The following is a 24,351-nucleotide window of genomic DNA, read 5'->3' on the forward strand; positions in this document are numbered from 1 at the left end:
ATAGCTTTTCGCTTTCGGTCGAGGCTGTTGTATTCTATTGATTAATTGCCCCCACTTTTAAGTGGAGGGTATGTAGGAATAGATAAAAATGGCTTTAGCCAAAACTGAGATTAAAATGTCTTATCTTAAAGTATATATTCATTGTGTATGGAGTACGAAAAATAGGATTCCGTATCTTAACTCAATTGAATTAAGACAAAAAGTATGGCATCATATTAAAGAAAATGCGATAACGAAAGATATTTTTATAGATTCTATTTCCGGTTATTCAGATCATTGTCATTGTATAATATCACTTGGTATAGATCAAACAATTCAAAAAGTGATGCAACTAATTAAAGGAGAATCCTCTTTTTGGATAAATAAGTCTAAGCTAATTAATCAAAAATTTGAATGGCAAGACGAATATTTTGCATTGTCTATTTCAGAATCAATGATTGGTAGGGTGAGAGAATATGTGTTGAATCAAGAAGTACATCATCGTAAAAAAACTTTTCAGGAAGAGTTTGATGAGTTTATCAAGAAGTATAATTTCGACTAAAGTCATTTTATATATTACATTTGAGAACCTCCAGCTAAAGCAGGAGGCAATTGAAAACAAGGAACAAAAAATATGAAAAAAGCATTAGTCATTATCGGAATTTGTATGCTTGCAGGCTATCTCATTTTTTCGGTTTTCTACTTTCAGGGGAAACCAAAGGATGGCGTATGCTCCAAGTTTGAAGTCGAGGTAAAGAATGGTACTGATGACGAGCAGTTTGTAGAAACAGAAGATATAGCGCAATATGTGAAAGAAAAAGGGCTGGATCCGACAGGCAAACAAATAAAAGACATCAACACAAACGCAATCGAAGAGGCTATATTGACAAATCAACTTGTAAAAAAGGCTGATGTATTTGTTACCAATAATGGAGCTATCAAAGCGTCTATAGAAGAACGTAAACCCGTACTGAGGGTTATGTCCGGCACAGGAGAAAATTACTATATCGACAATGAAGGACGTAAGATGCCTCTGTCGAGACGTTTCACCGCATACCTTCCCATTGCCACCGGAGCAATAAAAGAAGACTTTGCAAAGACCGACTTATACAAATTTGCACTATTTTTGCATAATGATAAGTTCTGGAACGCACAAATTGAGCAAATTGTGGTCCTACCTAATCAGGATATAAAATTAATACCCCGTGTGGGTGATCACCAGATTATTTTGGGAAACCTATATGGATATAAAGAAAGGCTGGATAAACTCTTGGCTTTTTATGAAAACGGACTTAACGAAACGGGATGGAACAAGTATTCCGTTATTAATTTGAAGTTTGACAAACAAGTTGTCTGTACAAAACGTTAAATGAAGAATAGATATTTTGCCGGTTTTATCCAAACCGGTTTATAAAGATAGGAATTATATGGAGCAATCAGGATTTATAGTAGGCATCGACTTAGGTACATCCAAGATAATTGGAGTAGTAGGTCGTAAGAACGAGCAGGGAGTGATTTCCATTCTTGCATCGGAAAGTATTCCTTCCGATTCGTGTGTAAAATACGGTGTAATATACAATATAGACGAAGCGGCAGGTAAGATTAAGAAACTTATCAACTTGCTCGAGAACAAAACAGGAAAGAAAATAGGGAAAGCGTATGTATCGGTTGCCGGAAAATCACTTCGGGCAATAGAGCATAAAGAAACCAAATTATTGGATGGAACAACGCCTATCACTTTTGCTTTGTTGGATAATCTGGAACAACAGGCGAAGCTAAATAAACCTGAGTTTTTTACTAACTACAGTGTTCTTGCTCCCGAATACTATCTGGACGGAAACTATGAAGAAGACCCTATAGATAAAATAGGCTCTACTCTCGACGGTCATTACCGTCTGGTTATAGGCCGCCCGAATATAAAGACCAATCTGGCAAAAAGTATAACCGAGAAAGCCCAGATAGAAATTGCAGGCTACATAGTAGGACCTGTTGCTGCCGGAGCGCTGGTACTTGACGAACACGACAGGCAGGCGGGATGCGCCCTAGTCGATTTTGGGGCAAGTACTACAACTCTTTCCATATACAAAGGCGGTTTGTTGCGGTTCATGTCAGTCATACCATTTGGCGGGCGTACTATAACGAAAGACGTACAGGAGCTTGGCTTCGTTTTCGAATCTGCAGAGACTTACAAAATCCGTTACGGAAAATTAGGAAAAGAGAAGAATAAGGCAGCTGCAGACGTTTCTCCCGATGTAGATTTAAGAGAACTGAACAAAGTGATACAACTCCGTCAGGATGAAATTATACTGAATGTTATCAATCAGATAAAACTATCAGGATATGCAGATGAACTGGATGCAGGTATTATCATGATAGGTGGAGCGTCTCAGATGAACGGCCTGGTCGATTACCTTGCCGAAAAATCACAACTTCCGGTAAAACGTGCAGTAGCAAAACGCGTATACATAAACAATGCAGCCGAATTGCTTCAGAATCCTTTATATACACAGGCATTGAGTCTGTTGCTTTTTGCAAATGAAAATTGCGAGAAGAAAGAAGTTGTGATGCCTAAGGTAGAACCTGTAATTGCTCCCACTCCGACCCTTACCCCTCCTGTTGAAGAGGAAGAAGAACCGGAGGAAGATACAAAGAAAAATAAAAAGCACAAGAAGCAAAAAGACGGCAAACAAACAACTTTGTTTGGCTTTTTTGAAAAAATACAGAACTTCGGAGGAACAATGTTCAACGACGAAGAGTAAATGCAGTAATAAGTAAAATAAATATAAGCTAACAGCTATCAGCTAAAAATAAACAACCTCTAAAATATGGATGAAAAAATACTTGATTTCCAGTTTCCAAAGAAAACCCAAACTATAATAAAAGTAATTGGTGTAGGAGGTGGCGGTGGTAACGCCGTGAATCATATGTACAACGAAGGAATACACGATGTATCGTTTGCATTGTGTAACACAGATAATCAGGCTCTTTGCGAATCTCCTGTAGAAACCCGTGTCCAGCTGGGACGGAAAACAACGGAAGGCCTTGGAGCGGGCAACCGTCCGGAAGTAGCCAAAGCTGCGGCGGAAGAAAGTCGCGACGATCTGGAAAGACTGCTTAACGACGGTACCAGAATGGCCTTCATCACTGCCGGTATGGGAGGTGGCACAGGTACAGGTGCAGCACCTGTAGTAGCACGTATTGCCAAAGATATGGGAATCCTTACAGTAGGAATTGTGACTATTCCGTTTGTTTTCGAAGGCCGTAAAAAGATAATACAGGCTCTTCGCGGCGTTGAAGATATAGCGAAGAATGTAGACGCATTGCTCGTTATCAACAATGAGCGACTGATAGATATATATGCGGACCTTACTATTCCGAATGCCTTTGCAAAAGCGGATGATACATTGACTATCGCGGCAAAAGGCATCGCTGAAATAATCACCGTACACGGTCATATCAATCTTGACTTTGCCGATGTGAAAACAATACTCAAAGATGGCGGGGTTGCCATCATGAGTAGCGGATACGGTGAAGGTGAAAGCCGTGTGGAAGATGCGATTGTAAACGCGCTACACTCTCCGTTGTTGAATAACAATGATGTATTTGATGCCAAGAAAATATTATTCAATATATATTCAAGCGACGAGAATCCTCTTATTGTAGAAGAGATGGAAGCTGTAGCTAATTTTATGAAACGCTTCGGCCCAGAAATCGAAGTAATCTGGGGTACAGCTACCGATAAGAAACTGGGAGAAAAAGTGAAGATAACTCTCCTTGCTACAGGATTTGGTATGTCCAGCATTCCGGGTATAGATGAGCATTACCGCGAAATGACAGAAGAGGAGGAGATGCTCGAAGAAGAACGTATAAGGACAGAGGAAGAAGAAAAACGCCGCATTAACGAGATGATAGAAAAGCACTACGGAAAAGACGGTGTGCAGACAATGGCGGTAAGAACATCTTTCTTTACCCCAAAGCCGATTATCTTATCTACGGAAGAACTGGATAATGACCGCATTGTGGATGCGCTGGAAAATACTCCTGTATTTAAGCGTGACGATAAATTTAATCCGGGAGAATATAAGCCCGAAGCAAAGAAACCGGGGGAACTATTCTGATTCGATAGTGTTACATTTGACCCTTTCTGTTACTTAATAAAACAATATAATAAAAAACATATAACCATGAACTTATTCGATCAAGTTAGTGAAGGAATAAAAGATGCAATGCGTGCGAAAGATAAAGTAAGACTGGAAGCATTGCGTGGTGTCAAAAAAGAATTCATAGAGGCCAAAACTGCAAAAGGGGCTAATGATGAACTTTCCGACGAAGCGGCTATCCAGATACTTCAGAAGATGGCTAAGCAACGTCGCGACAGTGCTGCTATCTATACCACACAGAACCGTGCAGACCTTGCCGAAAACGAACTGGCAGAACTGGCAGTTATAGAAGCATTTCTCCCTAAACAATTATCGCAGGACGAACTGGATACTAAAATCGGTGAAATCATCGCTCAGGTTGGAGCAACTTCACCTGCCGATATGGGCAAAGTAATGGGTGTAGCTACAAAGGCATTAGCAGGAGTTGCAGCAGGTAAAGCTATTTCCGAGACGGTTAAGAAGCTATTGAGCAAATAAAATAGATGGGGATAATCTATACAATATAAGAGCAGGGTGTAATAAACATCCTGCTTTTTCGTTTTTATATTGCGTTTTAAATCTGTAAAATCAGAATATTTATATTATACTTGTATAGCCTAATCTAAAAAATGTACTGACTATGAAATTGAAAATTTCCCTGTATTTATTAATTTCTTTCCTATTCCTTTTGAATACAGCGATGAGCTGTGATGAAAAAGAGGGTGGAGAGCCTAAAGCCGTAACCATAAAGGCTATAGAACTTTATAATATCAACAATGAAGGTCAGGGGCCAGTTATTTCTGATGAACCTATAAAAAAAGAAGCCTACATGATCGGTATCCGCTATTTGATTGAAGAGAATGAAGAAACAACAGGACTTTACTATAGAGTAAGCGATAATATCAAGTCGGAACAAATAGTATCTAATGTGGATATAGGAGAAGAATATCCTGCCGGGAGTGATATATCCGGTTTGTTTACAAAGACTTCATATACTTCAATACTGCTGGACAACGCTTTTGTTTTAAAGAAATCAATCCCTGCCGGAACTTATTCTTTTAAAGTGATTTTAACGACTAAGGAAGACAAAGTGATGGAGGCCAGTACCAATCTGATAGAATTATATTAATAATGAAGAAGATGTTATTTTTCATCATGGGTCTGATTGTGTTTTCGAGTAGCCATGCGCAGGAAAAGAAATTTTGGTTGGATTTTGAGGTAGAACAAACCTTCGGATTGAATCAGTGGTTCGACAATGAGGATATAAATAAAGGATTGAGGAAAAACAGGACGACAGATTTGAAAAGCAGAATAAATTTTCTAATATCCCGAAATATAGGCGTTTATTCTGATCTTTCGATATCGTTATATTCTTATAATAAGGATTATAAGAGTGCTAATTACCTTAACGAATTTGATCTTAATTCCTATTATCTCAGCAGTGACTATTTTAGTGAAAGTGACGATAATCCAGGTGCTAAACTGACAATCGGTGCATTCTACAAATTCAGGTTCAAAAAATTTGACCTTGTCCCTCACTTGGGTTTTGGCTTGGAAGATCTGTATGTTCCATCAGCAAGTTACACGGTGAAAGAACATAATTCAAATGCAATGTATAATGTAAGATATATCTGGCTTCCTGATGATGATAATTTTGTATCTGACAAGAATATAATAACAGCCCTTCAACTTACATCGTCTTATAAATTAACTAATACAACCAGTCTTACACTGGGAATAAACTACCGTCTTCGATTGACTAAACCCAAATTCAAAGCAGTAACTACAGACTATTATGATGGCTCAGTCGTGGACGAAATAGAAATAAAAGGGAAGAACATGCATTCCTTAGGCATCAGTCTGGGTGTCTCTTTTGGATGGGGAAAATAAAAATACTCTTTATTACCGGAACATTTTCTCTATCACATCATCTTCCAGTAATGAAATAATTGTCTTACCATCGGGAGTATGCTTATGCGCAGGCGATGCAAACAGTTGGTCTACAATCTTATTCATCTCCTCGTCGGATAATTTATGCCCATAAGGAATAGATGCCGCATTGGCCATCGACAAGGCAAGGGATTCCTGTATTTCTTCTTTTACATCGCTTCCGCTGTCTACACTCCGGCTTATCATATTATGTACAAGCTGCACAGGATCTACGTTCGTGATTTCGGAAGGTGTTCCGTTTATTGCATAGGCATTGTTGCCAAGATGGCTCAAATCGAATCCTACAGCTTCCAGATCATCCATCAGATAAGGGATCATCGCCGCTTCGGAAGGCGACAACTCTATTATATCGGGAAACAAAGCCCGCTGCGAGATACCTCTCTTCTGACGAATCTGAGCGATAAACTGGTCAAAAAGGATACGGACATGTGCCCGGTGCTGGTCTATGAGCATCAAACCCGATTTTACAGAAGTCAGTATGTATTTATTTTTATATTGGTAATGGACTACCATTTCCGCGCTTACAGAAGGGGTATTCGTCTCCGGATTGGAGGAATGGCTGAATATATTCACATCCGGCTCTATATCTATGCTCGAACTACCCTTATCTTTTTCAAATCCCTCATAGAATTTTTCCCAGTCTACATTCTGGCGCTGGTAACCGGAGTTTGACGAAGGGCTTTTGAAAGGGTTGTATGACGGGTTTATATTCACACGTGGCTGACTTACATTCTTCGACGGGTCGTGTATTGGTATATCTATGGCATCTGTTGTATCGAAATCGATAGTAGGCACCTCATTGAATTTACCTAATGCTTCTTTTACAGCAGCCGAAAGTATCTGCCATATAGGCTGTTCGTTTTCGAACTTTATTTCGGTCTTTGTAGGATGTATATTCACATCGATAGAGTCCGGCTCAACATCGAAATAGATAAAATAGTTAGGGTTCTCACCCGATGGTATTAGCGGCTCGAATGCGGCTGTCACCGCCTTGTTGAAATACGGATGACGCATATAACGTCCATTCACGAAGAAATACTGCAAGGCTCTTGTTTTGCGGGCCGATTCGGGTTTTCCTACAAATCCTTTTATCTTTACCAGAGAAGTATCTATATCGATGGATATGAGTTGCTGGTTGAAATTCTTTCCTACCACATTTACAACTCGCTGACGCAGATTGCATGCAGGATAGCGGAGAACTTCAATATCGTTGTCGGTGAAAGAGAATTCTATCTCGGGGTTAACCAATACTATCCGTTCCAGCTCGGTCAGTATATTTCTCCGTTCGGTATCATTCGATTTAAGAAACTTACGGCGGGCAGGTACATTGAAAAAGATATTCTTCACCGAAAAATTACTTCCTTTGGGGCAGGCAATACACTCCTGAGCTTCAACCCTCGAACCCGAAATCTGGAGTAAAGTGCCCAGTTCGTCTTCTTCCCTGCGAGTCTTTACTTCTACCTGCGCAATAGCAGCGATGGAGGGCAACGCCTCTCCACGAAACCCCATTGTATGTAGAGCGAACAGATCATCAGCCGACCTTATTTTCGAAGTTGCGTGACGTTCAAAAGCCATACGCACATCGGTAGCGGACATACCTTTACCGTTGTCGATGACCTGAACTAATGTACGTCCGGCATCCTTGATGATAAGTTGTATAGTGTCGGCCCCTGCATCAATAGCATTTTCGACCAGTTCTTTTACTACGGATGAAGGTCGTTGAATGACCTCTCCGGCAGCTATCTGATTGGCTATGGAATCGGGTAAAAGATGTATTATATCGCTCATATCCTGTATGTCAGTTAACAGTCAACAGTTAGCAATCAACAATTAACTACTTATAACTCGTAATTTATAATTTAATAATGGTCTTTATTCTTCTCTGTCAAATACTGCCGGACGTTTAGGCCGTACATCTCCGGCTTTTTTAGGAGCTTTCCTGAATATATCGTCTTTATCTAATGGTCTTATATAGTCGTACCAGTAAAAATCCTTTAGTCTCAATTGCTCAGGAGTTATCAGATGGAAAGGGGTTGTTTTTCCTACAGGCTTGGGCCATACAACTAACTTTTCGAACTGTCCGTCGTTCATAAAAATCTGAAGGTAACTACCCTCGAGCCAGTTAAGTACTCCATTTAATGTACCATCCCGTTCTTCCGGATAGGCAATCGTTTCTACGTTTCCTTCAGCCAAGACTCGTTTTACTTTCTTATTTTCGAAGAAGATCTTCATCGAACGGCTTTTCAGCTGATTGAAGTGTATAGAATCTTTTTCTTCGATAGAGAAACTATACTGCTTAACATGCATCCGGTCGATGGTGCTATCATTCATAAATATATCTATTGTATCTCCCGACAACTGCCTGTTGGTATTCCACAATATAGGGTCGCGATACATATGGATAATAGAATCCTTAGAGTTGAACTGTAAGGAATCGCATACACCCTGCATATCGGAACGATAAAACCTTACTCCATAATAAGCCTTTATCATACGGAACTCTTTTTTTGTAGTATCCACAGCTTGTAACGCAGACGTTGTATAAAGCGGCATTGTGTCTGCCGGAAGTCCCATATCTACCCGTGCCGAATCGTTTTGGAAACGGTCGATGATGTGCAAAGAATCCCTGGCCAGAGAATCCAAAATCAGGGGTTCGGGTTTTATCAGAGAATCTGTTGCAATAGGTTTTATCTTAGGAATATGGGTACTGTCTATGATGGTCAGCAGTTTCAATGTATCGGCATGTATATACAAGCTGTCCCCCTGCGAATATTCGATACAATAAGCGGAATCGGTAGCTAACGCCGAATTGTTAAGTTCGTTATAATAGCCATAATTACCGATAAGGATTATTTTCTTTACAGTATCCTGTAAGAACATATTACCGAATACTTCTCCATAACCCAGTGTCTTATAATAATAGATAGAATCACCTCTCAGGTAACGATTCCCTTCTTTATTCATTACTGTTGATTGATCGAGGAGGAGTGATTTTTCTGTTTCCGTATTGTACCATCCGTTGCTGGTATATATGACCCCACTGTCGGAAACTATTTCGGTCGGTGTGGTGAAAATCGCTACTTTCTCGTTCGTATTGTATTTCAGCTTGTCCGAATAAAGCGTGAAATTCGGATTCTTCAAGATTACGCTATCCTTGAATGTGGCAATCCGGATATTGGGTTCATATTGCCCCCAGAAAGAGGTCAATTCGTTGAGCGAATCTACAAGCATACCACCGTCGAAATAATAACCGAGATTCATAGTCCGGTCATAATTAAGACTATCGGTAAACAATGTTATCGGATTTCGCTTATTTTTTGGTGAATGTTCCAGATTGACATTTTCACGGACTTTCACCAATTTCGTATTCCCGTCATAATGCATATATCTTCCGTTCAGGAAAAGGGTATCGCCTTGTTCCATACGAACATTACTGAATGCCTCGAACGAATTCTGCTTCTCATTCCAGTAAGCACTATCGCAGTAAAGATAAGCTCCGTCGTGCAAGAATATAACACTGTCTTTTAGTACTTGCGGTTCAAAATCAGGCCGTCTTATCAGTCTTTTCGAATTGACCAACTCAATCACTTTGACTCCGCCTTTACTTGCAGGCTGCGGCTTCACAGGGTCCTGCGGTTTTTTGGGAACCTGTGTAATATCCAACTTCACCTGTGGCGACAACATCGACTGAGCCGAAGCATAAAGAGCAATGAGGCACAGAACACTCACCAGAGGTATCCTATGCCTTTGCATCGCATATTTTATAAGTTTATTAAACACGTTTTATTTAGCCTTATTAGTAGTATCATCTTTGAGCCATCCGGAATATTGGAAATCACAATTCCGCCAGTTTTCATCTATGAAAACATATGTACCCTTAATTTTAGTCTGAAGCCATTTACGGAGTATATCTTCTTGTTTATGCGCTTCTACTATTTCTTTCAGGGCCTGATAGTCATCGGATACATTAGCTACATGCCCTTCGGTACGGCTTCTGAGTTTTACGATGGCTACTACTTCTTTCCCGTTATCTGTCTTCATTCTGAACGGAGCCGATACTTCTCCTACTTTCAACTTATCCACAGCGATAGCTACAGCCGGAGGAAGTTCTTCTTTCAGGAAGCGTGGTGTACCATAGTTTGCACTTTCCTTACGGTTAACCATTAATCCGTTATTCTTTCGGGTATCTTTGTCGAATGATAGCACCGTTGCATCTTCGAATGTAAACTTGTTTTGTTTTATATCCTTGGTGATGGAATCCATTTTAGCGATTGCTTTTTCGAATTCAGCTTCCGGCACTTTCGGACGAAGCAGGATATGACGCACGTTTATCAGGTCACCTCTGCGTTCGATCAACTGGATAATATGGAACCCGTACTCGGTTTCTACTATATTCGATACTTTTTTAGGATCATTCAGCGAGAAAGCCATATTGGAGAACTCTGTAACCCAACTGGCACGTCCGCTGAATCCGGTTTCCCCACCGTTCTGCGCAGAACCATCTTCAGAGTACATAATTGCCAGTGTGGAGAAGCTTTCTCCTGCATTTACCCTGTTGGTAAAATCCCTCAGGCGTTCTTTTACTTTATCTATCTCGGCCAATGGAACTATGGGTTCATTTGTAATTATCTGTACTTCTACAGTAGTAGGTATATATGGTAAGCTATCCTGTGGCAATTGCGCATAATACCGTCTTACCTCCGATGGAGTCAGGCTACTCTTTTTCCCTACCAGTTTTTTCTTCACTTCCGATACCAGATAGCCATTCCGGATTTCTTCTCTCCATTCTTCGCGCAACTGACTCATCGAAGCTTGAAGATATTCTTCTACTTTTTCTTTGGAACCTAAATTAGCAATAACCATGTTTTCCTGACGGGTTACTCCTCTGGATACCTCTGCTGTAGGCACATCTATACTGTCTATCTTGGCCTGGTCCAGAAACAGTTTTTGTACAGCCAACTGTTCGGGTATCAGACAATACGGATCGCCTTCGATACGGTCGCCCCTCGACAGCATCATCTGCCGGGCCTTTTCTACATCCGATTTTAGTATAGCTTCGTCTCCTACTACCCAGATTATCTGGTCGATGATATTATCCTGAGCCTTACAAAAAAGCCCCGAACTTAATAGTATTGCTAATAAAATAAATTTTCCGGCCTGTTTTACCATTTGTATGTTCAATTAAAAAATCGCGTAAATATAGTGATAATGTATTACTTTTTCTCTTAACGTAAAAAAAGAAGTTATATTCTATTTATTATAAAACTTAATTTCTTCATCCGAAACGGCTTTGTCATACAAGTCTTTTTTCACCTGCTGCAAATAATCAGCCTTCTTTTGTTCCATATACATTTCGGATAGTTGCCCTTTGACATAGTCATACGGGGCTTCGCTTCCGGTCAGTTCGTACTCTTTGATATTCAATAGATATACAAAAGATGAGTCGCGCAATTCCAGATTCTTATTCCTCTGAAGAAATATTTTTTCATCAGTAACGGCAGGTGGCATATTCTCCAGTACATCTACCAGCCCCACCCATTTGTCATAAAAATATTCGTAGGCCACTGCATTCTGTAATGTGTTCTTTTCAATATTTTCTATCGCAGCATCATTTTCCTGTTTATACCATTTCTGAAAATTAGCCAGTTGTTTTGAATTTACAGGAATTTTCAGATACAGCCCCTTAATAATATTGTCTTCCAGTTTGAATTTGTCCTTATTCTGCTCATAGTACGCCTTGAGTTCATTTTCCGAAACGGATTTTGAAAAATGCTCTTTCAGCAATTGTTCCTGATATGAACTTGTTATCAGCGACTTTTTGTAGCTTTCTACCAATTCATCTATATCCTTCTTGTTTACAATATTTTGCAGGGCCTTATTATATATCAGCTGGTCGTTTATCCACATATCGATATAAGACTTGACTGCGGCAGTGCTGTCTTCGGCTGACAATCCGACAGGAATAACTTCGTCCAGGTCGGCTTGATAGAGTGTTTTGTCTCCCACTGTAACAATCGGATTTAAAGCCCGGTCAGCATCAGCTGCCCCGCTTCCACTACAAGAGAACGCTACGAAAACCGTAAAAAACAGATATAAGCAGATAAGTATCTCTTTCATTGTTTCAAATTTAATGCAGGCTTGTTAATATCTACTTTGTATTTATTTTGGAGGAAAGTTGCCCAATCTTTTTCGAGTTTTTCCTGATAATCCAGCTCTACTGCATAACGGACATCTGTATAATCCTCAGGTGAATCTATGAACTTTCCGGTCACAAAGAAATACGGATATCCTGTGAATGGGGGAGGTACCACACCTTCATATATTTTATTATCTACATATGCGTTGCCACCTCTTATCCATAGTCCCGGCTCTATTTTGACTTGTATGGAATCCTTGTTCAGCGTGTCATCTATCTCTTTGATAAAAGTTTCGCGGGATTTTGTCTTTTTAGAGGCAGCTTCGGCTTTCTTTAGGATATACTCACTCTTTGCGTATATCACCATACCTTTATATTTAGGGCCATCCAATGAATATTTCACTTTGTTTTTGTCGAAGCAGGCTGCTAAGCCTTCCGCATCTGTCTTTGAGCGCTCCCACACATTTTTATTTTGTACGTCATAATATAACAGACCGTCGGAAAACTCATTCACTATGCGGGCAAAGTCAGGAAATCTTTTGTCCAGCGTATTTTCTTCATAATCGGATAGCAAAAGTGCCTGAAACCCTTCGAAATATTCGTTGAGTATATCCGACGACAGACTATAAGGAGAGGCTTCTTCAATCTGCATGATTGTAATGTCATTCGTATCTTTAATCCTTTCTTTTTGCCTGTAATTGATATACTTGGCAAATTCACGAACCGGATATGCCCTTTGTCCGTCTATATCGAACAGAATATCGTCACCGTTCTTTATCATTTTCAGGAACACGGAATCACGAGGAGATACAGTTTCTGTTATTTCATATAATTTGGAGTAAGCCTCTTCATTGACAGTGACATTAAAATGGCTTTTCAGCCTGCGTCTTTTCTCGTCACTAAGTTCCTGTACCTTATCACTTCTGAGAATTCTTTCGCGTAGCTGTTTTTTCATTACATCAAGACTCTCTGTCGGTATTTTCCTTAATAACCTTATGATATGGTAGCCATAGTTCGACATCACCGGCTTACTTATATCTCCGGCCTTTTCCAGATTGAAAGCCGCCATAGTAAAATCCATCGGCAGATTCGAATCCAGTTTTATGATGCCAAAGTAGCATCCGTTAGTTCCCATTTTGTGAACTTTGGAAAATAAGTCGCAAAGAGACTGGTAATCTGCCGGAGACTTAATGTTTTCATACTCTCTCCACGCAACCTTACCCACACTGTCTATCTGCTGTTGTGACGGAGGCAGATGTGAGAAGTTAAATACGACTTGTTCTATTTCTACGGCTCCCATTGCGGGGCGCCTGTTCAGTACTTGCACAATGTGGTATCCCCGGGCTGCACGTATAGGCATACTTACCTCGTTTAGCGGCAGGCTGTAGATGGCATCTTCTACTTTGGCTGCAAACATGAAAGGAGATACCCAGCCTATATACCCGTTGCGGGATTCGGCGCGGGGATAGAACACCGCACCCGAACGTGGGGTACTCAGTTCCGCTCCGGTGAATCCGTCTTTCATTATTTTAACCCTGGCTTCCATTGCCTTCTTATACATCTTCAGAGTATCGGCAGGCAATACTATTTCTTTATTGTCGAACGGGAACATAACATGGTTAATCTCCACATTTTCCTGCATCCGCTTATACATTTTCTCTATATATTCGTCTTCATAGTCAGTATTATTCATATATTGCTGAGCCATCTGCGACCTGTAGGATGATAACTGTCGCCGGTAAGAGGCTGTTGTATCTAACTGCTGGGCTTTAGCTTCAGTTACATTCAGCTTAAAGTTTATATATGAATTTACGAAGTCAGCAAAGTCCTGTTTGTTTTCGGCACTGGCATTTCCCTTTTTGTAGGCGTATTCAACCTCTGACTTATACACAGGTACTCCATCTATTGTGAATACAACAGTATTGTCCTGTTGTGCAAGTATACCTAATGTTGTAAGTAGTGCGAAGAATAATAAAGAGTGCTTTTTTATCATATAAGTAAGCTATGTAATAATAAACCAGAGGCAAAGATACAAGAAATATAGGCTCATAATGTTTTAAAATATTCTAAAATAAAAACTCTGTATGTTTTTTCAACATACAGAGCCTTAATTTATTTCAGAATTTATACGATCGTATTTATTCTCCGCGGCTATAATTAGGCGCTTCGCTTGTTATCGCTACATCGTGCGGATGGCTTTCGGCTACTCCGGCATTTGTGATGCGTGTAAATTTAGCGTTATGCAGTGCGTCTATATTATTAGCTCCGCAGTAGCCCATACCTGCGCGTAAGCCACCAGTCATCTGATAAACGACTTCGAACAACGAGCCTTTGAACGGTACGCGGGCAGCAATACCCTCCGGTACAAGTTTCTTTATATCGGCTTCCATATCCTGGAAGTAGCGGTCTTTCGAACCTTTTTCCATTGCTTCAAGAGAGCCCATCCCACGGTACGATTTGAATTTACGTCCGTTAAATATGATAGTTTCTCCCGGTGATTCTTCCACTCCGGCAAGCAGTGAACCCATCATAACGGAATAACCTCCGGCTGCCAAAGCTTTTACTATATCTCCCGAATAACGCAAACCTCCATCAGCGATTAATGGAACACCTGTTCCTTTCAGTGCTTTAGCAACATCATAGATAGCTGATAGCTGTGGAACACCTATTCCCGCTACTACACGTGTGGTACAGATAGAACCCGGTCCTATACCTACTTTCACTGCATCGGCTCCTGCATCTACCAGATATTTAGCTGCTTCGCCAGTGGCAATATTACCTACTACTACGTCTATACCCGGATAGGCTGCTTTTACCCTTTTCAGCATATCGGCTACTCCTTTCGAATGTCCGTGCGCTGTGTCGATAACAATGGCATCTACTCCAGCTTCAACCAATGCTGCTACACGGTCGAGGGTATCATATGTCACACCTACTCCGGCAGCGACACGCAGACGGCCATGTTCGTCTTTGCATGCAAATGGTTTATCTTTAGCTTTAGTTATGTCTTTGTATGTAATCAGTCCGATCAGCCTGTTTTCGGAATCTACTACAGGGAGTTTTTCGATTTTGTGTTGTTGCAGAATGTCTGCCGCAGCTTCCAGATCGGTGCTTTGGCGTGTGGTGATAATCCTGTCTTTGGTCATCACATCGTCTATCAGCTGGTTCATATCGCGGCGGAAACGCAGGTCGCGATTGGTAACGATACCCACAAGATAATTGTTGGCATCCACAACAGGGATACCTCCGATTTTAAATTCGGCCATCATAGCCAGCGCCTGGCCTACCGTTTTGTCACGAAGGATGCTTACAGGGTTCGATATCATACCGTTTTCGGCACGTTTCACGAATCTTACCTGTTGGGCCTGGGCTTCGATCGACATGTTTTTGTGTATAACACCAATACCTCCTTCGCGGGCAATAGCAATAGCCAGTTTAGCTTCTGTAACTGTGTCCATAGCTGCCGAAACGATTGGGATATTTAATTTGATATTGCGTGAGAAACTTGTCGAGAGATCGACTTCGCGTGGGAGAACTTCTGAATATGCGGGGATCAACAATACATCGTCGAATGTCAATCCATCCATGACTACTTTATCTGCAATAAAAGACATATATAAAAGAGCTTTTGAAATTTATTGCGTGCAAATATAGTCATTTTTTGCCAAACGGAGTTTCTTTTTGATTAAAAAAGATGCTGATTTGCCAAAAGTTTTTAGACACGGCTGAAAATTTAACAATTAAGCGTTAATTCAGTCTGATTTGTTAATCCGCCAATATTCTACCGGAATGTTTCAATATGAATTGTTTTATTGTTTCATCTATTGATTTATCAGAAACATAGTCTGGAGCATGTGCCTTAAGTTGGTTGAAAACTGTAGTGTATTCTTCTGTATTTTTGAAAGACTGATATTGTTTTTTCTTAAAGTTGTTCAGTTCTTTTTTGTTTAATTTCTTTTCCTTTATTATGATTCCATCTTTTATTTCCAGAAGTATATAGTTTTTGGGACTATCTCCGTTTTTAAAACCTTCTTCGGGGACTTCTCCTGCAAGCATCAGACCCGACACCCATTCTGCTTTTGTCCGGGTTGTATTTGGGAACAGTGAAGGATATGCATTCTCTCTTTTTATTTGCAAATCCTCCATATAATATTTTTGTATTGCTGTTACATAAAGCTCATTGTTTTCGATCTGGAACGTCCCTATATAACCTTGTCTCGGCCCGGTAGACACAATCACTTCTCCATCAGGAGTAGTCTCTGTGTGATCCGCTTTGTTAACGAAGAAATGCGATAGGAATTTACTTTCTATAATACTGTATTCTTTTCCATTATATAGTAACTTATCGGGAGTATATACACTGGCCGACAGATTAGAGTATACTGCCAACAGGAGGATGAGCAAAAGCTGTTTTTTCATTGAGGATGCCGGTTAATAGTAAAAAATGTATGGGTTCAAAATTAGATATTTATTTCGAAATCATAGTGTAGAATGCTTTATTTTTATCATTTCAGAATTCAGTTATCTACATGCGGAAACTGATAGCCATAGCTCTTTGACCGAATGGAATAAGTAGCAAGTAATGAGTAGTAAGTTGAAAGTTATATGAGATACGAGTAGACAAGATACGAGATACAAGTGACTGTTCACCGACGAGATGCTTCGCTCTGCTAAGCAAGACAAGCTAATTATTAATTGCTTTCAGTGTTACCTTTTCTATTCGTTATCCTTCCATTTATTATCAGGGATAGATTTGTATCGTCCCCAGAATCTATAACGGGTTAATGAGGAATATGAAACGAGCTTTCCAATCCATTTTATCATGAGCAGGAGATGCTGCAATCTATACAGGGCGAACAGTAACAACATGAAGACAGATGTGAAAACGGCTGATTTTATAAAGCCGGATTGGATATTGGTTGAGATAAAATAGTGTATAAGATAAGATGAAGCAAATGATGCAGCCAATGAGACAATCAGAAACAATCCGTGTGCGGTCTCAATTGCTTTCTTGGGGCATTCGTTCATACATTTCATACAGCTTTCGCACTTAGATGTCCAAAATGGGTGGTTGTTTACGCTTTTGATAGCTTTCACAGGACATTTCTTTATACATAAGCCACAGTTATCACAATCGGGAGAAGCATAGAACGACTTTGCAAGGGCAAAACGTCCAACTAAATAATAGGCTAACGCAACAGGAGATATAAGAATGTCTTGTACGATGTCCTTATCGGAGACAAAGTTCGGTTTGTCTGCTAATATCTTCAGGCAGTGTTTTTCGAGGCGGCTATAGTTTTTCTGATGCAGAAACTTTACCGACTTGTCACTCAATGCCGGATGAATGGATAGCCAGTTTGAAGGCATATCAAAAGGAATTTGCCCTGTGATATGGTATCCTTTTTGTTTAAGGATGAAGAAGGAGACCATAAAGGCTATCCCTGTAAGACCGGGAGTAACGAGGCGTCCAATCCTGAGTCCGGCCCGGGTATTCATCAATACCACCTTGTTTTGTCCTTTCGGAAAACGACGGATGAAATCGAGGGTTATCTTAGGATAATTAAAGCCGTGGATGGGGGATATGATTACAATCAAAGTCTGCGCTTCCGGCTCCTGTAGATGAGTGTCAGCTTTTGTGATATCTGTAAGCCGGCAATCGATATTGCTTTTAGCTGCAAACTCAGAAAACCACAGTGCTACTCGTCGGGCATTACCTGTACCCGAAAAGTAAAACACATGTGCTTTCCTGAGTTTGTCCATGACAGGGATAATTATTTTTCTGCGAGGAGTTCGTCTATTACTTTGTTGAAGTCTTGTTTGAACTCTTCGTAAAACAACCCTGTAGCCGGCCCGTTGAAGCCGGTATGTATCTTTCGGACTTTGCCCTTCTTGTCGATAAAAATGGTAGTAGGGTAGCCCATAATTTTGCTTACCTGAGGCAGGGCTTTGGCCGTTGCATCATCACCCAGCTTGCCTGCGAATAAGATATCATATGTGGTATCATAGCGTTTTACCAGACGCGAAAGAACGGTCTTTACGTATTCAGGATCGTCTTTCCGCTCAAAGGACAAGCCTATGATCTCCACGCCGCGATCTTTGTTTTCTTTATACCAAGGTGAAAGATATTCCATCTCGTCGAGGCAGTTAGGACACCAGCTGCCAAGTATGGAGATAATGACTACTTTATCCTTGAATTTAGGATCAGACAACGACACTTTATTACCTTCAATATCGGGGAAGGTAAAGTCGAGACGGTCGAATCCTTTTTTCATGTATGCAAGGCTGTAAGGGTCGGCTAGTGCCGCTTCGGCATTGCGCTTCCCGATTAGTTTAGTTACGCCTCTTGTGGTGTAAAACTCTCCTGTGAAATTATCGTTACCTTCAAACTTGCCCTTGATCAGGTAGGGGCTTAATCCGGCAAAGGCAGAGAATTGGAAGCCATCGTTTGTCAATGCTCCTTCAAGGTAGCGAAGGTCTCCGGCATTGGTAAGGATGGAGCCCGTAAGGATCTCTCCGGCTTGATTGAAGATACCGACGTTGCGAGCTGTATCGCCTTTCTGGCTTATAAATTGTATATCCCATTTTCCTGCAAGAGAGGCTGTCGCCGGAGCTGCTGCTTTTTCGAAACGGGGAGCGTCTGTTTTCACAGCGGAGAAAGGCACACCTTCATCGCCACCTTCGATAAAGAGTTTTATAAATCGCCCATCGAATTTTCCGTCACTGATGACACCTCTTAGTTCAGCATCATAAGCTTCGATGGGGATGATAACTGTATCAGAGGAATAGCGTACACCCTTGAGTGGTACACGTTCGGCTCCGTTAACCAGATATACTGTCGCCGAATCTGTCGCCGTATTTACTACATCGAAAAGGAATGGGAACTTCTGATCAGAAACGGAGAACTCGCCGCGCCATTTGCCGTCGGTCAGTTTGTTATTTACTTCCTTGTTGCACGAGGCCAGAGAGATGAGCCCGGCCAGGCTTGCTATCATATATTTTTCCATACGCTAAAAAAGTTAGTCCTGACCATCTTTGCCTTGTCTGAATTTGTGGTAGATCTTATGGGAGTAATTACACCACATCTTCGCGACAATGACAAAGAATGTATCAGGACAAAAATACATACTAGTTTCTAAATATCCATGGCTTTGTTTCTATTTTGTCATTGCCTTGTACTGACAATGCCTGTTGATAGTTAGCCTTATTCACATTTTGTTCTTTAGTAGGATAATACAAGCGGCTTGGAACTCCCCCATCACCGAAGAGAGGATCGAAGCGATATGTTACTGCTCTGGTTTCTATTTCGCCCTCGAATACAACATCACCTTCCTGTATGAGGAAATCGGGAAACCCTGTCCGGCGGTATTCGCTCCATGCTTCCAGTCCTTGCATATATAATGCGATATATTTCTGGGTTAAGACATTCTTCTGGTTAGCCGCAGGCAGTTTAGACAGGTAGTCTGTAACTTTGTCGGCCGCGACACCCCATTTTTCAAGCGAGGCTTGTACTCCTGCCTGATAATCGTTTTGACTCCAGTTATTGTATTCGGAAATCAGGAAGGCAACTTCAGCATATTCCATCAGAACTTCGGCGTAATTGGCCGCATTGATTGCAGCACCCGGTAAGCTCACATCATTAGCGGAAAACTTACCTGCCTGATCATTTGCCAATCCGTATGGTAGACCTACATAAGTATTCGTTGTGGTAGTCGGTAATGCGTATGCAGACAAGCGCGGGTCGGCTACAGGAAGTACCGGATTACTGCCTTTTAGCAGGTCGACAAGGATATGAGAAACAGCAAAATCTTTCCGGTTCGCTGTTACAGTGGCCCTATAGAGAGGTGCCTCATTCGGAGATGTGGCAGAATATTTGAAAGCAGCATTGTCGGAGTTACCAGTAAATACTCCTTTATTCAATGCATCTTCAAAATGGGATTTATACAATGTATTGTTCTTCTCTTTCAGGCGGGTGGCAAAACGCAGACGGAGCGAATTGGCAAATTTCGCCCATTTGGCATTACTACCTGCGTAAATAATATCAGCCTTGCCGAATGTAGTCTCCCCCTGATACTTAATAAGGGTATCTCCGGCCGCTTTTAGTTCGCTCAACAGGTCAGTATAGATTTTTTCCTGTGCTGCATACGCCGGAGTGATATTCTCCGGATTTTGTTGTAATGCCTGAAAATCGGCATCTTTAGTGCCATACGACTGGTAAGGAATGTTACCGAATACATCTGTCAATGCATAGAAAGCATAACTCTTGAGTACGCGGCTGATGGCTATCTGGGTTGCATTGCGTCCTACGCCATTTGCAGTGGCCACGTCTTTTGTGGCAGGGTCGGTATTCAGTTTGATTATTTCCTCCAGATTATTCAATGTCTTATAGAGTCCTTTCCAGTAATCGTCTGAATAACTGAAAGGAATATCGTAACGCGACTGTGTTGTATACGTATTCTGTGCAAAATACTGAACAAACAACATAGAGCCTCTCAATGATACTTGTTCGCTGCGTAGGTTATCGACAAGTAATTTCTCGGAAGAAGTGATTAAGGATGTAGTAGGCACGGACGATGGACGGTTAGGGTCCTCATTGATATCATCTACGCATGATGTGGATAATAGCAATGATGTGAAAGCACCTAATATATATAGCTTATTTATTTTCATAATCGTTTTATTGTATTTTAGCTAAAATAGAGTATTTGATAATATATTGTTCCAATATAACTGCCTGTTATTTTTTGAGCTTAGTAAAGTAATAAACAGGTCTGCGACCTTAAAATTTGAAACCAAGGTTTAGTCCGTATGTTACCGGAGTAGGGATATTACCACCTTCTATACCCTGTACATTGCCGCTACTGTTTGTCAATTCCGGGTCTATATCTTTACTCTTTGTATAAATATTCCATAGATTGCGAGCATAGGCTGTTACACTAACACTTTCGATTCTCCATTTGGGCAATCTGAAAGTGTAACCAAATGTTAATTCTCTCAGTTTGATGAATGTTGCATCGAATACAGTATAAGCTGTTGGCCCATTGTATTGGTTTTGTGCCCATGCCTGAGCGGTTATGTTCTTAGAGTTCTGAGCTGTATTACTTACGCTATATGTACCATCGGAGTTGAATACTACATCTCCTGTAACACCATCAAGGACAGTGCCTGTTTCACGGATATTATCAGCAGCCGTTGATTTCAGTATACCGGAATACATCCCCACTTTGTAGGTCTGGGAGAAGAACTTGCCTCCTACCCGCGAGTCGATAAGGAAACCAAACGTGAAGTCTTTATATCTTAGCTGATTCTGAAAGCTCCACAAGAAGTCAGGCAATACACTGCCTAGCGGAACAAACTGATCTGTACGCATATATACACCGTCTTTATCCACTACCTTTTGTCCGTCGGGCGCATACACAAAGTCATAGCCCATTATCTGTCCGTAACTATCTCCTTCTTTTGCTACCAGTGACACTAACGTGTTGCTCAGCTGGAGAGTATTTACAGCTTCGGAAAGTTTGATAATCTTATTGCTGTTCTTAGAAAAGTTTGCAATTGCTGTCCAATCCCAGTCTCTTTGCCTGATAGGGTTCACTGTCAATGTAGCCTCTATACCTTTGTTATTAATCTTTCCTGCATTAATCAGCTTGTAACTATATCCGAAAGCATCGGAAGTAGGTAGTGAAATAATCTGATTGCGGCTGTTGTTATTATAATAGGTAACATCGAGTCCTAATAAGTTATTGAACAGTTGTAATTGTAAGCCGGCTTCCCACGAAGATGTTATTTCCGGCTTCAGTTCCGGATTGTTCAACTTTTCAGGGAGGCTATAAACGATATTTCCATCGAATGAATTGAGGGCTTCATAAGTCTTATACAATTGATAAGGGTCTGTATCATTACCCACCTGAGCCCAACCTAAACGTACCTTAGCAAATGACAACCATTTTTGCTCTTTCAACGCCGGCAGTTCGGTCAGAATAAAAGACGATGTGAGAGATGGATAAAGGAATGAGTTATCATCTTCGGGCAATGTTGACGACCAGTCGTTACGTAATGTACCATCTAAATACAACATGCTTTTCCATCCATAAGAGAAACTACCATAGATAGACGATATGGCTTTTTTATAGAGTCCGGTTGATGGGTTCACAATAATAGAAGCAGCATTATTCAGACTATAATATTCAGGAATAGCAAGTCCTCCGGACGTTTGAATATCGCTTACTCGCCTGTTGCGTCTCATATAGTTTGCACCAACATTTGCCACCAGTGAGTGATCTCCCCAGCGGTTGTTGGTCGTAGCCAGAAATTCATAGTTAAATTCATCAAACTTTTGTGAATATTCCTGATACTGAGACTGTGAGCGGGAATAATAAGCAATCCTATCCTGAGAATTATATTGATAGACATCCCCGTTGACCCTTCCTGTCAGGCTAAGCCATGTAGTAGGGGTTACCGTCAGTCCTACATTTCCATAAAAACGATCCCTGTTTTCTTTCAGGTAACTTTCATATGCCGACCAGTACGGGTTATCTATATATTTTGTTTTTTCTCCGGCAGCAGTATTATCCCAGCTTGTCCTGTTCCACGCACGAGGAGTCCCGTCGGCTCTTTTATATTCTTTCAACTTTTGATAGTCGACCTGTACTTGCCCCCATTGGTAGGCCTCGAGCATGATGTTACGGTTCGAGGCTCCCGTCCATGGACGGCCTGTCGATTTATTGTTTATATAATTTACGTTTCCAAAGAATGATACAAGAGAGCCTTTGGTACTACCCGATATATTTATAGAGTTACGTCCTAAAGACGAATTCGGAATAGTTCCTTTTACATTCTTGTTCGTAACCGATACACGAAAAGTACCCGCTGCCGTATTCTTTGACAGGGCAATATTATTTGTGTTCGATACCCCTGTACGGAAATAGTCCTCCACATCGTGCTTCGGATAAACCCATGGTTGCGGATTCAAATAGTCAGCTGTATATTCAGGATCGAGGTTGTACCAGTGTAATACAGGTGTTCCGTCCAGTTTTGGACCCCAGCTTTCATCAGCCGCATAATCCACTATATTATATTCCTTTCCGTCGATAGTCGCCTTTTGGAAAGTGGTGCTGTATCCCCCGCCATATAACTTTTGGCGTTCTGGGAGTCTGACTACTTTTTCGAACTCAATACCGGTATTCACCTGTATATCTATGCGATCATCGCTTCTATCTCCTTTTTTCGTAGTGATGAGAATTACTCCGTTAGCCGCACGTGTGCCATAAAGGGCTGCTGCCGACGGGCCTTTCAGTACGCTAATATCCGCGATGTCGTCAGGGTTGATATCCTGAATTGTACTACCCACATCTTTTCCTGCACTACCATTTATAGTAGCAGATGTATTCATATCTGTGTTATCCAAAGGAACTCCATCTATTATGTATAATGGCTGGTTGTTTCCCGTAATAGAGTTTATACCCCGCAAAGTTACCCTGGACGATCCACCCATATTCCCTCCGCTGGAAATAACCTGTAATCCGGCTATCTTACCCGACAATGCACTTAAAGCATTGGTCGGTCTTGTTTCCAATGCCTGACCGGATACTCCCTGAACAGCATAACCGAGTGCTTTCTTTTCACGGGGAATGTTTAGTGATGTGATAACTACTTCGTCGAGTTCCGTAGCCTGTTCTTTCAGTACTACATTTATAGATGCATTTGTCAATACTTTTGCTTCATGTGTCTCGAAACCTAAAAAGGAGAAGACTATAGTTTCATTTCTCTGTGCGGAAATGGAATAATAACCATCTTCGTTGGTCAGTGTACCAGTCCTAAGATTACCTTTAATCTGAACAGTAACCCCCGGGAGCTCCAAGCCTGTAGCATCGGTTACACGTCCTTTGATGACAAACTCTTCATTTATCTGTGCAGAAAGTAGTATTGTAAAGACATTTAACAATAGTAATAATTTTATTTTTCTCAATTCTAACATAGTTTTTGTAGTTTACTCAAACATTTTTATAGATGTAATAAATATCTCACCGTTAAAAACAGATAATATTTATCACAAAAGTATAACGACTATATTGTCTGTGAAATCCCTTTTATGTGGTATTTATATACCTAAAACATGGTATTGCAGCGTTCGTTTGTCTATTTTGGACC

At 40.9% G+C, this 24,351-nt stretch carries 18 protein-coding genes; 7 read left to right on the forward strand and 11 right to left on the reverse strand.

Features of this window, described 5'->3' with window-relative positions; all coding sequences use genetic code 11:
• Window positions 1–88: 88 nt before the first annotated feature.
• The 7 genes from QZL88_RS09395 to QZL88_RS09425 all read left to right on the forward strand — a co-directional run bounded on the left by QZL88_RS09395 (window position 89) and on the right by QZL88_RS09425 (window position 6,008).
• Complete coding sequence (locus tag QZL88_RS09395) at window positions 89–541, forward strand: transposase (RefSeq protein WP_296940423.1); 453 nt, start codon at window positions 89–91, stop codon at window positions 539–541.
• Window positions 542–613: 72 nt separating this feature from the next.
• The gene (locus tag QZL88_RS09400) at window positions 614–1,348 is read left to right on the forward strand and encodes a hypothetical protein (protein ID WP_296940425.1); all 735 of its coding nucleotides are present in this window, start codon (window positions 614–616) and stop codon (window positions 1,346–1,348) included.
• A 58-nt stretch (window positions 1,349–1,406) separates the two neighbouring features.
• Entirely contained in the window at window positions 1,407–2,738 is a 1,332-nt protein-coding gene (ftsA, locus tag QZL88_RS09405; protein ID WP_296940428.1) for a cell division protein FtsA, read from the forward strand.
• Window positions 2,739–2,804: 66 nt separating this feature from the next.
• Window positions 2,805–4,097: a cell division protein FtsZ gene (ftsZ, locus tag QZL88_RS09410; protein ID WP_296940430.1), complete on the forward strand. Its 1,293-nt coding sequence runs from the start codon at window positions 2,805–2,807 to the stop codon at window positions 4,095–4,097.
• 66 nt (window positions 4,098–4,163) lie between these two features.
• Window positions 4,164–4,616, forward strand: coding sequence for a GatB/YqeY domain-containing protein (locus QZL88_RS09415; RefSeq protein WP_296940432.1), 453 nt, complete (start codon window positions 4,164–4,166; stop codon window positions 4,614–4,616).
• Between the two features lie 142 nt (window positions 4,617–4,758).
• Window positions 4,759–5,247, forward strand: a complete 489-nt coding sequence (locus QZL88_RS09420; RefSeq protein WP_296940434.1) for a DUF5034 domain-containing protein — start codon at window positions 4,759–4,761, stop codon at window positions 5,245–5,247.
• A gap of 2 nt (window positions 5,248–5,249) precedes the next feature.
• Entirely contained in the window at window positions 5,250–6,008 is a 759-nt protein-coding gene (locus tag QZL88_RS09425; RefSeq protein ID WP_296940436.1) for a hypothetical protein, read from the forward strand.
• A 12-nt stretch (window positions 6,009–6,020) separates the two neighbouring features.
• Here QZL88_RS09425 and mutL read toward each other — a convergent pair whose 3' ends face one another.
• From mutL to QZL88_RS09480, 11 genes are all read right to left on the reverse strand, one after another.
• On the reverse strand, window positions 6,021–7,856 hold the full coding sequence (mutL, locus tag QZL88_RS09430; RefSeq protein ID WP_296940438.1) for a DNA mismatch repair endonuclease MutL: 1,836 nt from the start codon (window positions 7,854–7,856) through the stop codon (window positions 6,021–6,023).
• 84 nt (window positions 7,857–7,940) lie between these two features.
• Window positions 7,941–9,821: an OstA-like protein gene (locus QZL88_RS09435; RefSeq protein ID WP_296940442.1), complete on the reverse strand. Its 1,881-nt coding sequence runs from the start codon at window positions 9,819–9,821 to the stop codon at window positions 7,941–7,943.
• Between the two features lie 30 nt (window positions 9,822–9,851).
• Window positions 9,852–11,237 (reverse strand): peptidylprolyl isomerase, encoded by a 1,386-nt coding sequence (locus QZL88_RS09440; RefSeq protein WP_296940445.1) that lies wholly within the window; start codon window positions 11,235–11,237, stop codon window positions 9,852–9,854.
• Between the two features lie 81 nt (window positions 11,238–11,318).
• Entirely contained in the window at window positions 11,319–12,185 is an 867-nt protein-coding gene (locus QZL88_RS09445) for a peptidylprolyl isomerase (RefSeq protein ID WP_296940448.1), read from the reverse strand.
• A complete protein-coding gene (locus QZL88_RS09450) occupies window positions 12,182–14,197 on the reverse strand; it encodes a peptidylprolyl isomerase (protein WP_296940450.1) in 2,016 nt (671 codons plus the stop codon). Before QZL88_RS09450 ends, QZL88_RS09445 begins: the two co-directional genes overlap by 4 nt.
• A 145-nt stretch (window positions 14,198–14,342) precedes the next feature.
• Window positions 14,343–15,818 (reverse strand): IMP dehydrogenase, encoded by a 1,476-nt coding sequence (gene guaB, locus QZL88_RS09455; protein WP_296940451.1) that lies wholly within the window; start codon window positions 15,816–15,818, stop codon window positions 14,343–14,345.
• Window positions 15,819–15,969: 151 nt separating this feature from the next.
• Window positions 15,970–16,623: a hypothetical protein gene (locus QZL88_RS09460; protein ID WP_296940454.1), complete on the reverse strand. Its 654-nt coding sequence runs from the start codon at window positions 16,621–16,623 to the stop codon at window positions 15,970–15,972.
• A gap of 297 nt (window positions 16,624–16,920) precedes the next feature.
• A complete protein-coding gene (locus QZL88_RS09465; RefSeq protein ID WP_296940455.1) occupies window positions 16,921–17,964 on the reverse strand; it encodes an EFR1 family ferrodoxin in 1,044 nt (347 codons plus the stop codon).
• Window positions 17,965–17,975: 11 nt separating this feature from the next.
• On the reverse strand, window positions 17,976–19,208 hold the full coding sequence (locus tag QZL88_RS09470; protein ID WP_296940458.1) for a TlpA disulfide reductase family protein: 1,233 nt from the start codon (window positions 19,206–19,208) through the stop codon (window positions 17,976–17,978).
• 121 nt (window positions 19,209–19,329) lie between these two features.
• Window positions 19,330–20,871 carry a SusD/RagB family nutrient-binding outer membrane lipoprotein gene (locus QZL88_RS09475; protein ID WP_296940460.1) on the reverse strand — a complete coding sequence of 514 codons (1,542 nt, stop codon included), beginning with the start codon at window positions 20,869–20,871 and terminating at the stop codon, window positions 19,330–19,332.
• Between the two features lie 109 nt (window positions 20,872–20,980).
• The gene (locus QZL88_RS09480) at window positions 20,981–24,178 is read right to left on the reverse strand and encodes a SusC/RagA family TonB-linked outer membrane protein (RefSeq protein ID WP_296940466.1); all 3,198 of its coding nucleotides are present in this window, start codon (window positions 24,176–24,178) and stop codon (window positions 20,981–20,983) included.
• Window positions 24,179–24,351 lie beyond the last annotated feature (173 nt).

Origin of the sequence: uncultured Dysgonomonas sp. (assembly GCF_900079725.1) — a bacterium.
Lineage (GTDB): Bacteria > Bacteroidota > Bacteroidia > Bacteroidales > Dysgonomonadaceae > Dysgonomonas.

Coding starts and splice junctions, on each gene's coding strand:
- ftsA (WP_296940428.1), top strand. CDS start 1,407: ATGGAGCAATCAGGATTTATAGTAGGCATCGACTTAGGTACATCCAAG.
- QZL88_RS09415 (WP_296940432.1), top strand. CDS start 4,164: ATGAACTTATTCGATCAAGTTAGTGAAGGAATAAAAGATGCAATGCGT.
- QZL88_RS09450 (WP_296940450.1), bottom strand. CDS start 14,197: ATGATAAAAAAGCACTCTTTATTATTCTTCGCACTACTTACAACATTA.
- QZL88_RS09400 (WP_296940425.1), top strand. CDS start 614: ATGAAAAAAGCATTAGTCATTATCGGAATTTGTATGCTTGCAGGCTAT.
- QZL88_RS09435 (WP_296940442.1), bottom strand. CDS start 9,821: ATGCAAAGGCATAGGATACCTCTGGTGAGTGTTCTGTGCCTCATTGCT.
- QZL88_RS09445 (WP_296940448.1), bottom strand. CDS start 12,185: ATGAAAGAGATACTTATCTGCTTATATCTGTTTTTTACGGTTTTCGTA.
- QZL88_RS09460 (WP_296940454.1), bottom strand. CDS start 16,623: ATGAAAAAACAGCTTTTGCTCATCCTCCTGTTGGCAGTATACTCTAAT.
- QZL88_RS09440 (WP_296940445.1), bottom strand. CDS start 11,237: ATGGTAAAACAGGCCGGAAAATTTATTTTATTAGCAATACTATTAAGT.
- ftsZ (WP_296940430.1), top strand. CDS start 2,805: ATGGATGAAAAAATACTTGATTTCCAGTTTCCAAAGAAAACCCAAACT.
- QZL88_RS09395 (WP_296940423.1), top strand. CDS start 89: ATGGCTTTAGCCAAAACTGAGATTAAAATGTCTTATCTTAAAGTATAT.
- QZL88_RS09475 (WP_296940460.1), bottom strand. CDS start 20,871: ATGAAAATAAATAAGCTATATATATTAGGTGCTTTCACATCATTGCTA.
- QZL88_RS09480 (WP_296940466.1), bottom strand. CDS start 24,178: ATGTTAGAATTGAGAAAAATAAAATTATTACTATTGTTAAATGTCTTT.
- mutL (WP_296940438.1), bottom strand. CDS start 7,856: ATGAGCGATATAATACATCTTTTACCCGATTCCATAGCCAATCAGATA.
- QZL88_RS09470 (WP_296940458.1), bottom strand. CDS start 19,208: ATGGAAAAATATATGATAGCAAGCCTGGCCGGGCTCATCTCTCTGGCC.
- guaB (WP_296940451.1), bottom strand. CDS start 15,818: ATGTCTTTTATTGCAGATAAAGTAGTCATGGATGGATTGACATTCGAC.
- QZL88_RS09420 (WP_296940434.1), top strand. CDS start 4,759: ATGAAATTGAAAATTTCCCTGTATTTATTAATTTCTTTCCTATTCCTT.
- QZL88_RS09425 (WP_296940436.1), top strand. CDS start 5,250: ATGAAGAAGATGTTATTTTTCATCATGGGTCTGATTGTGTTTTCGAGT.
- QZL88_RS09465 (WP_296940455.1), bottom strand. CDS start 17,964: ATGGACAAACTCAGGAAAGCACATGTGTTTTACTTTTCGGGTACAGGT.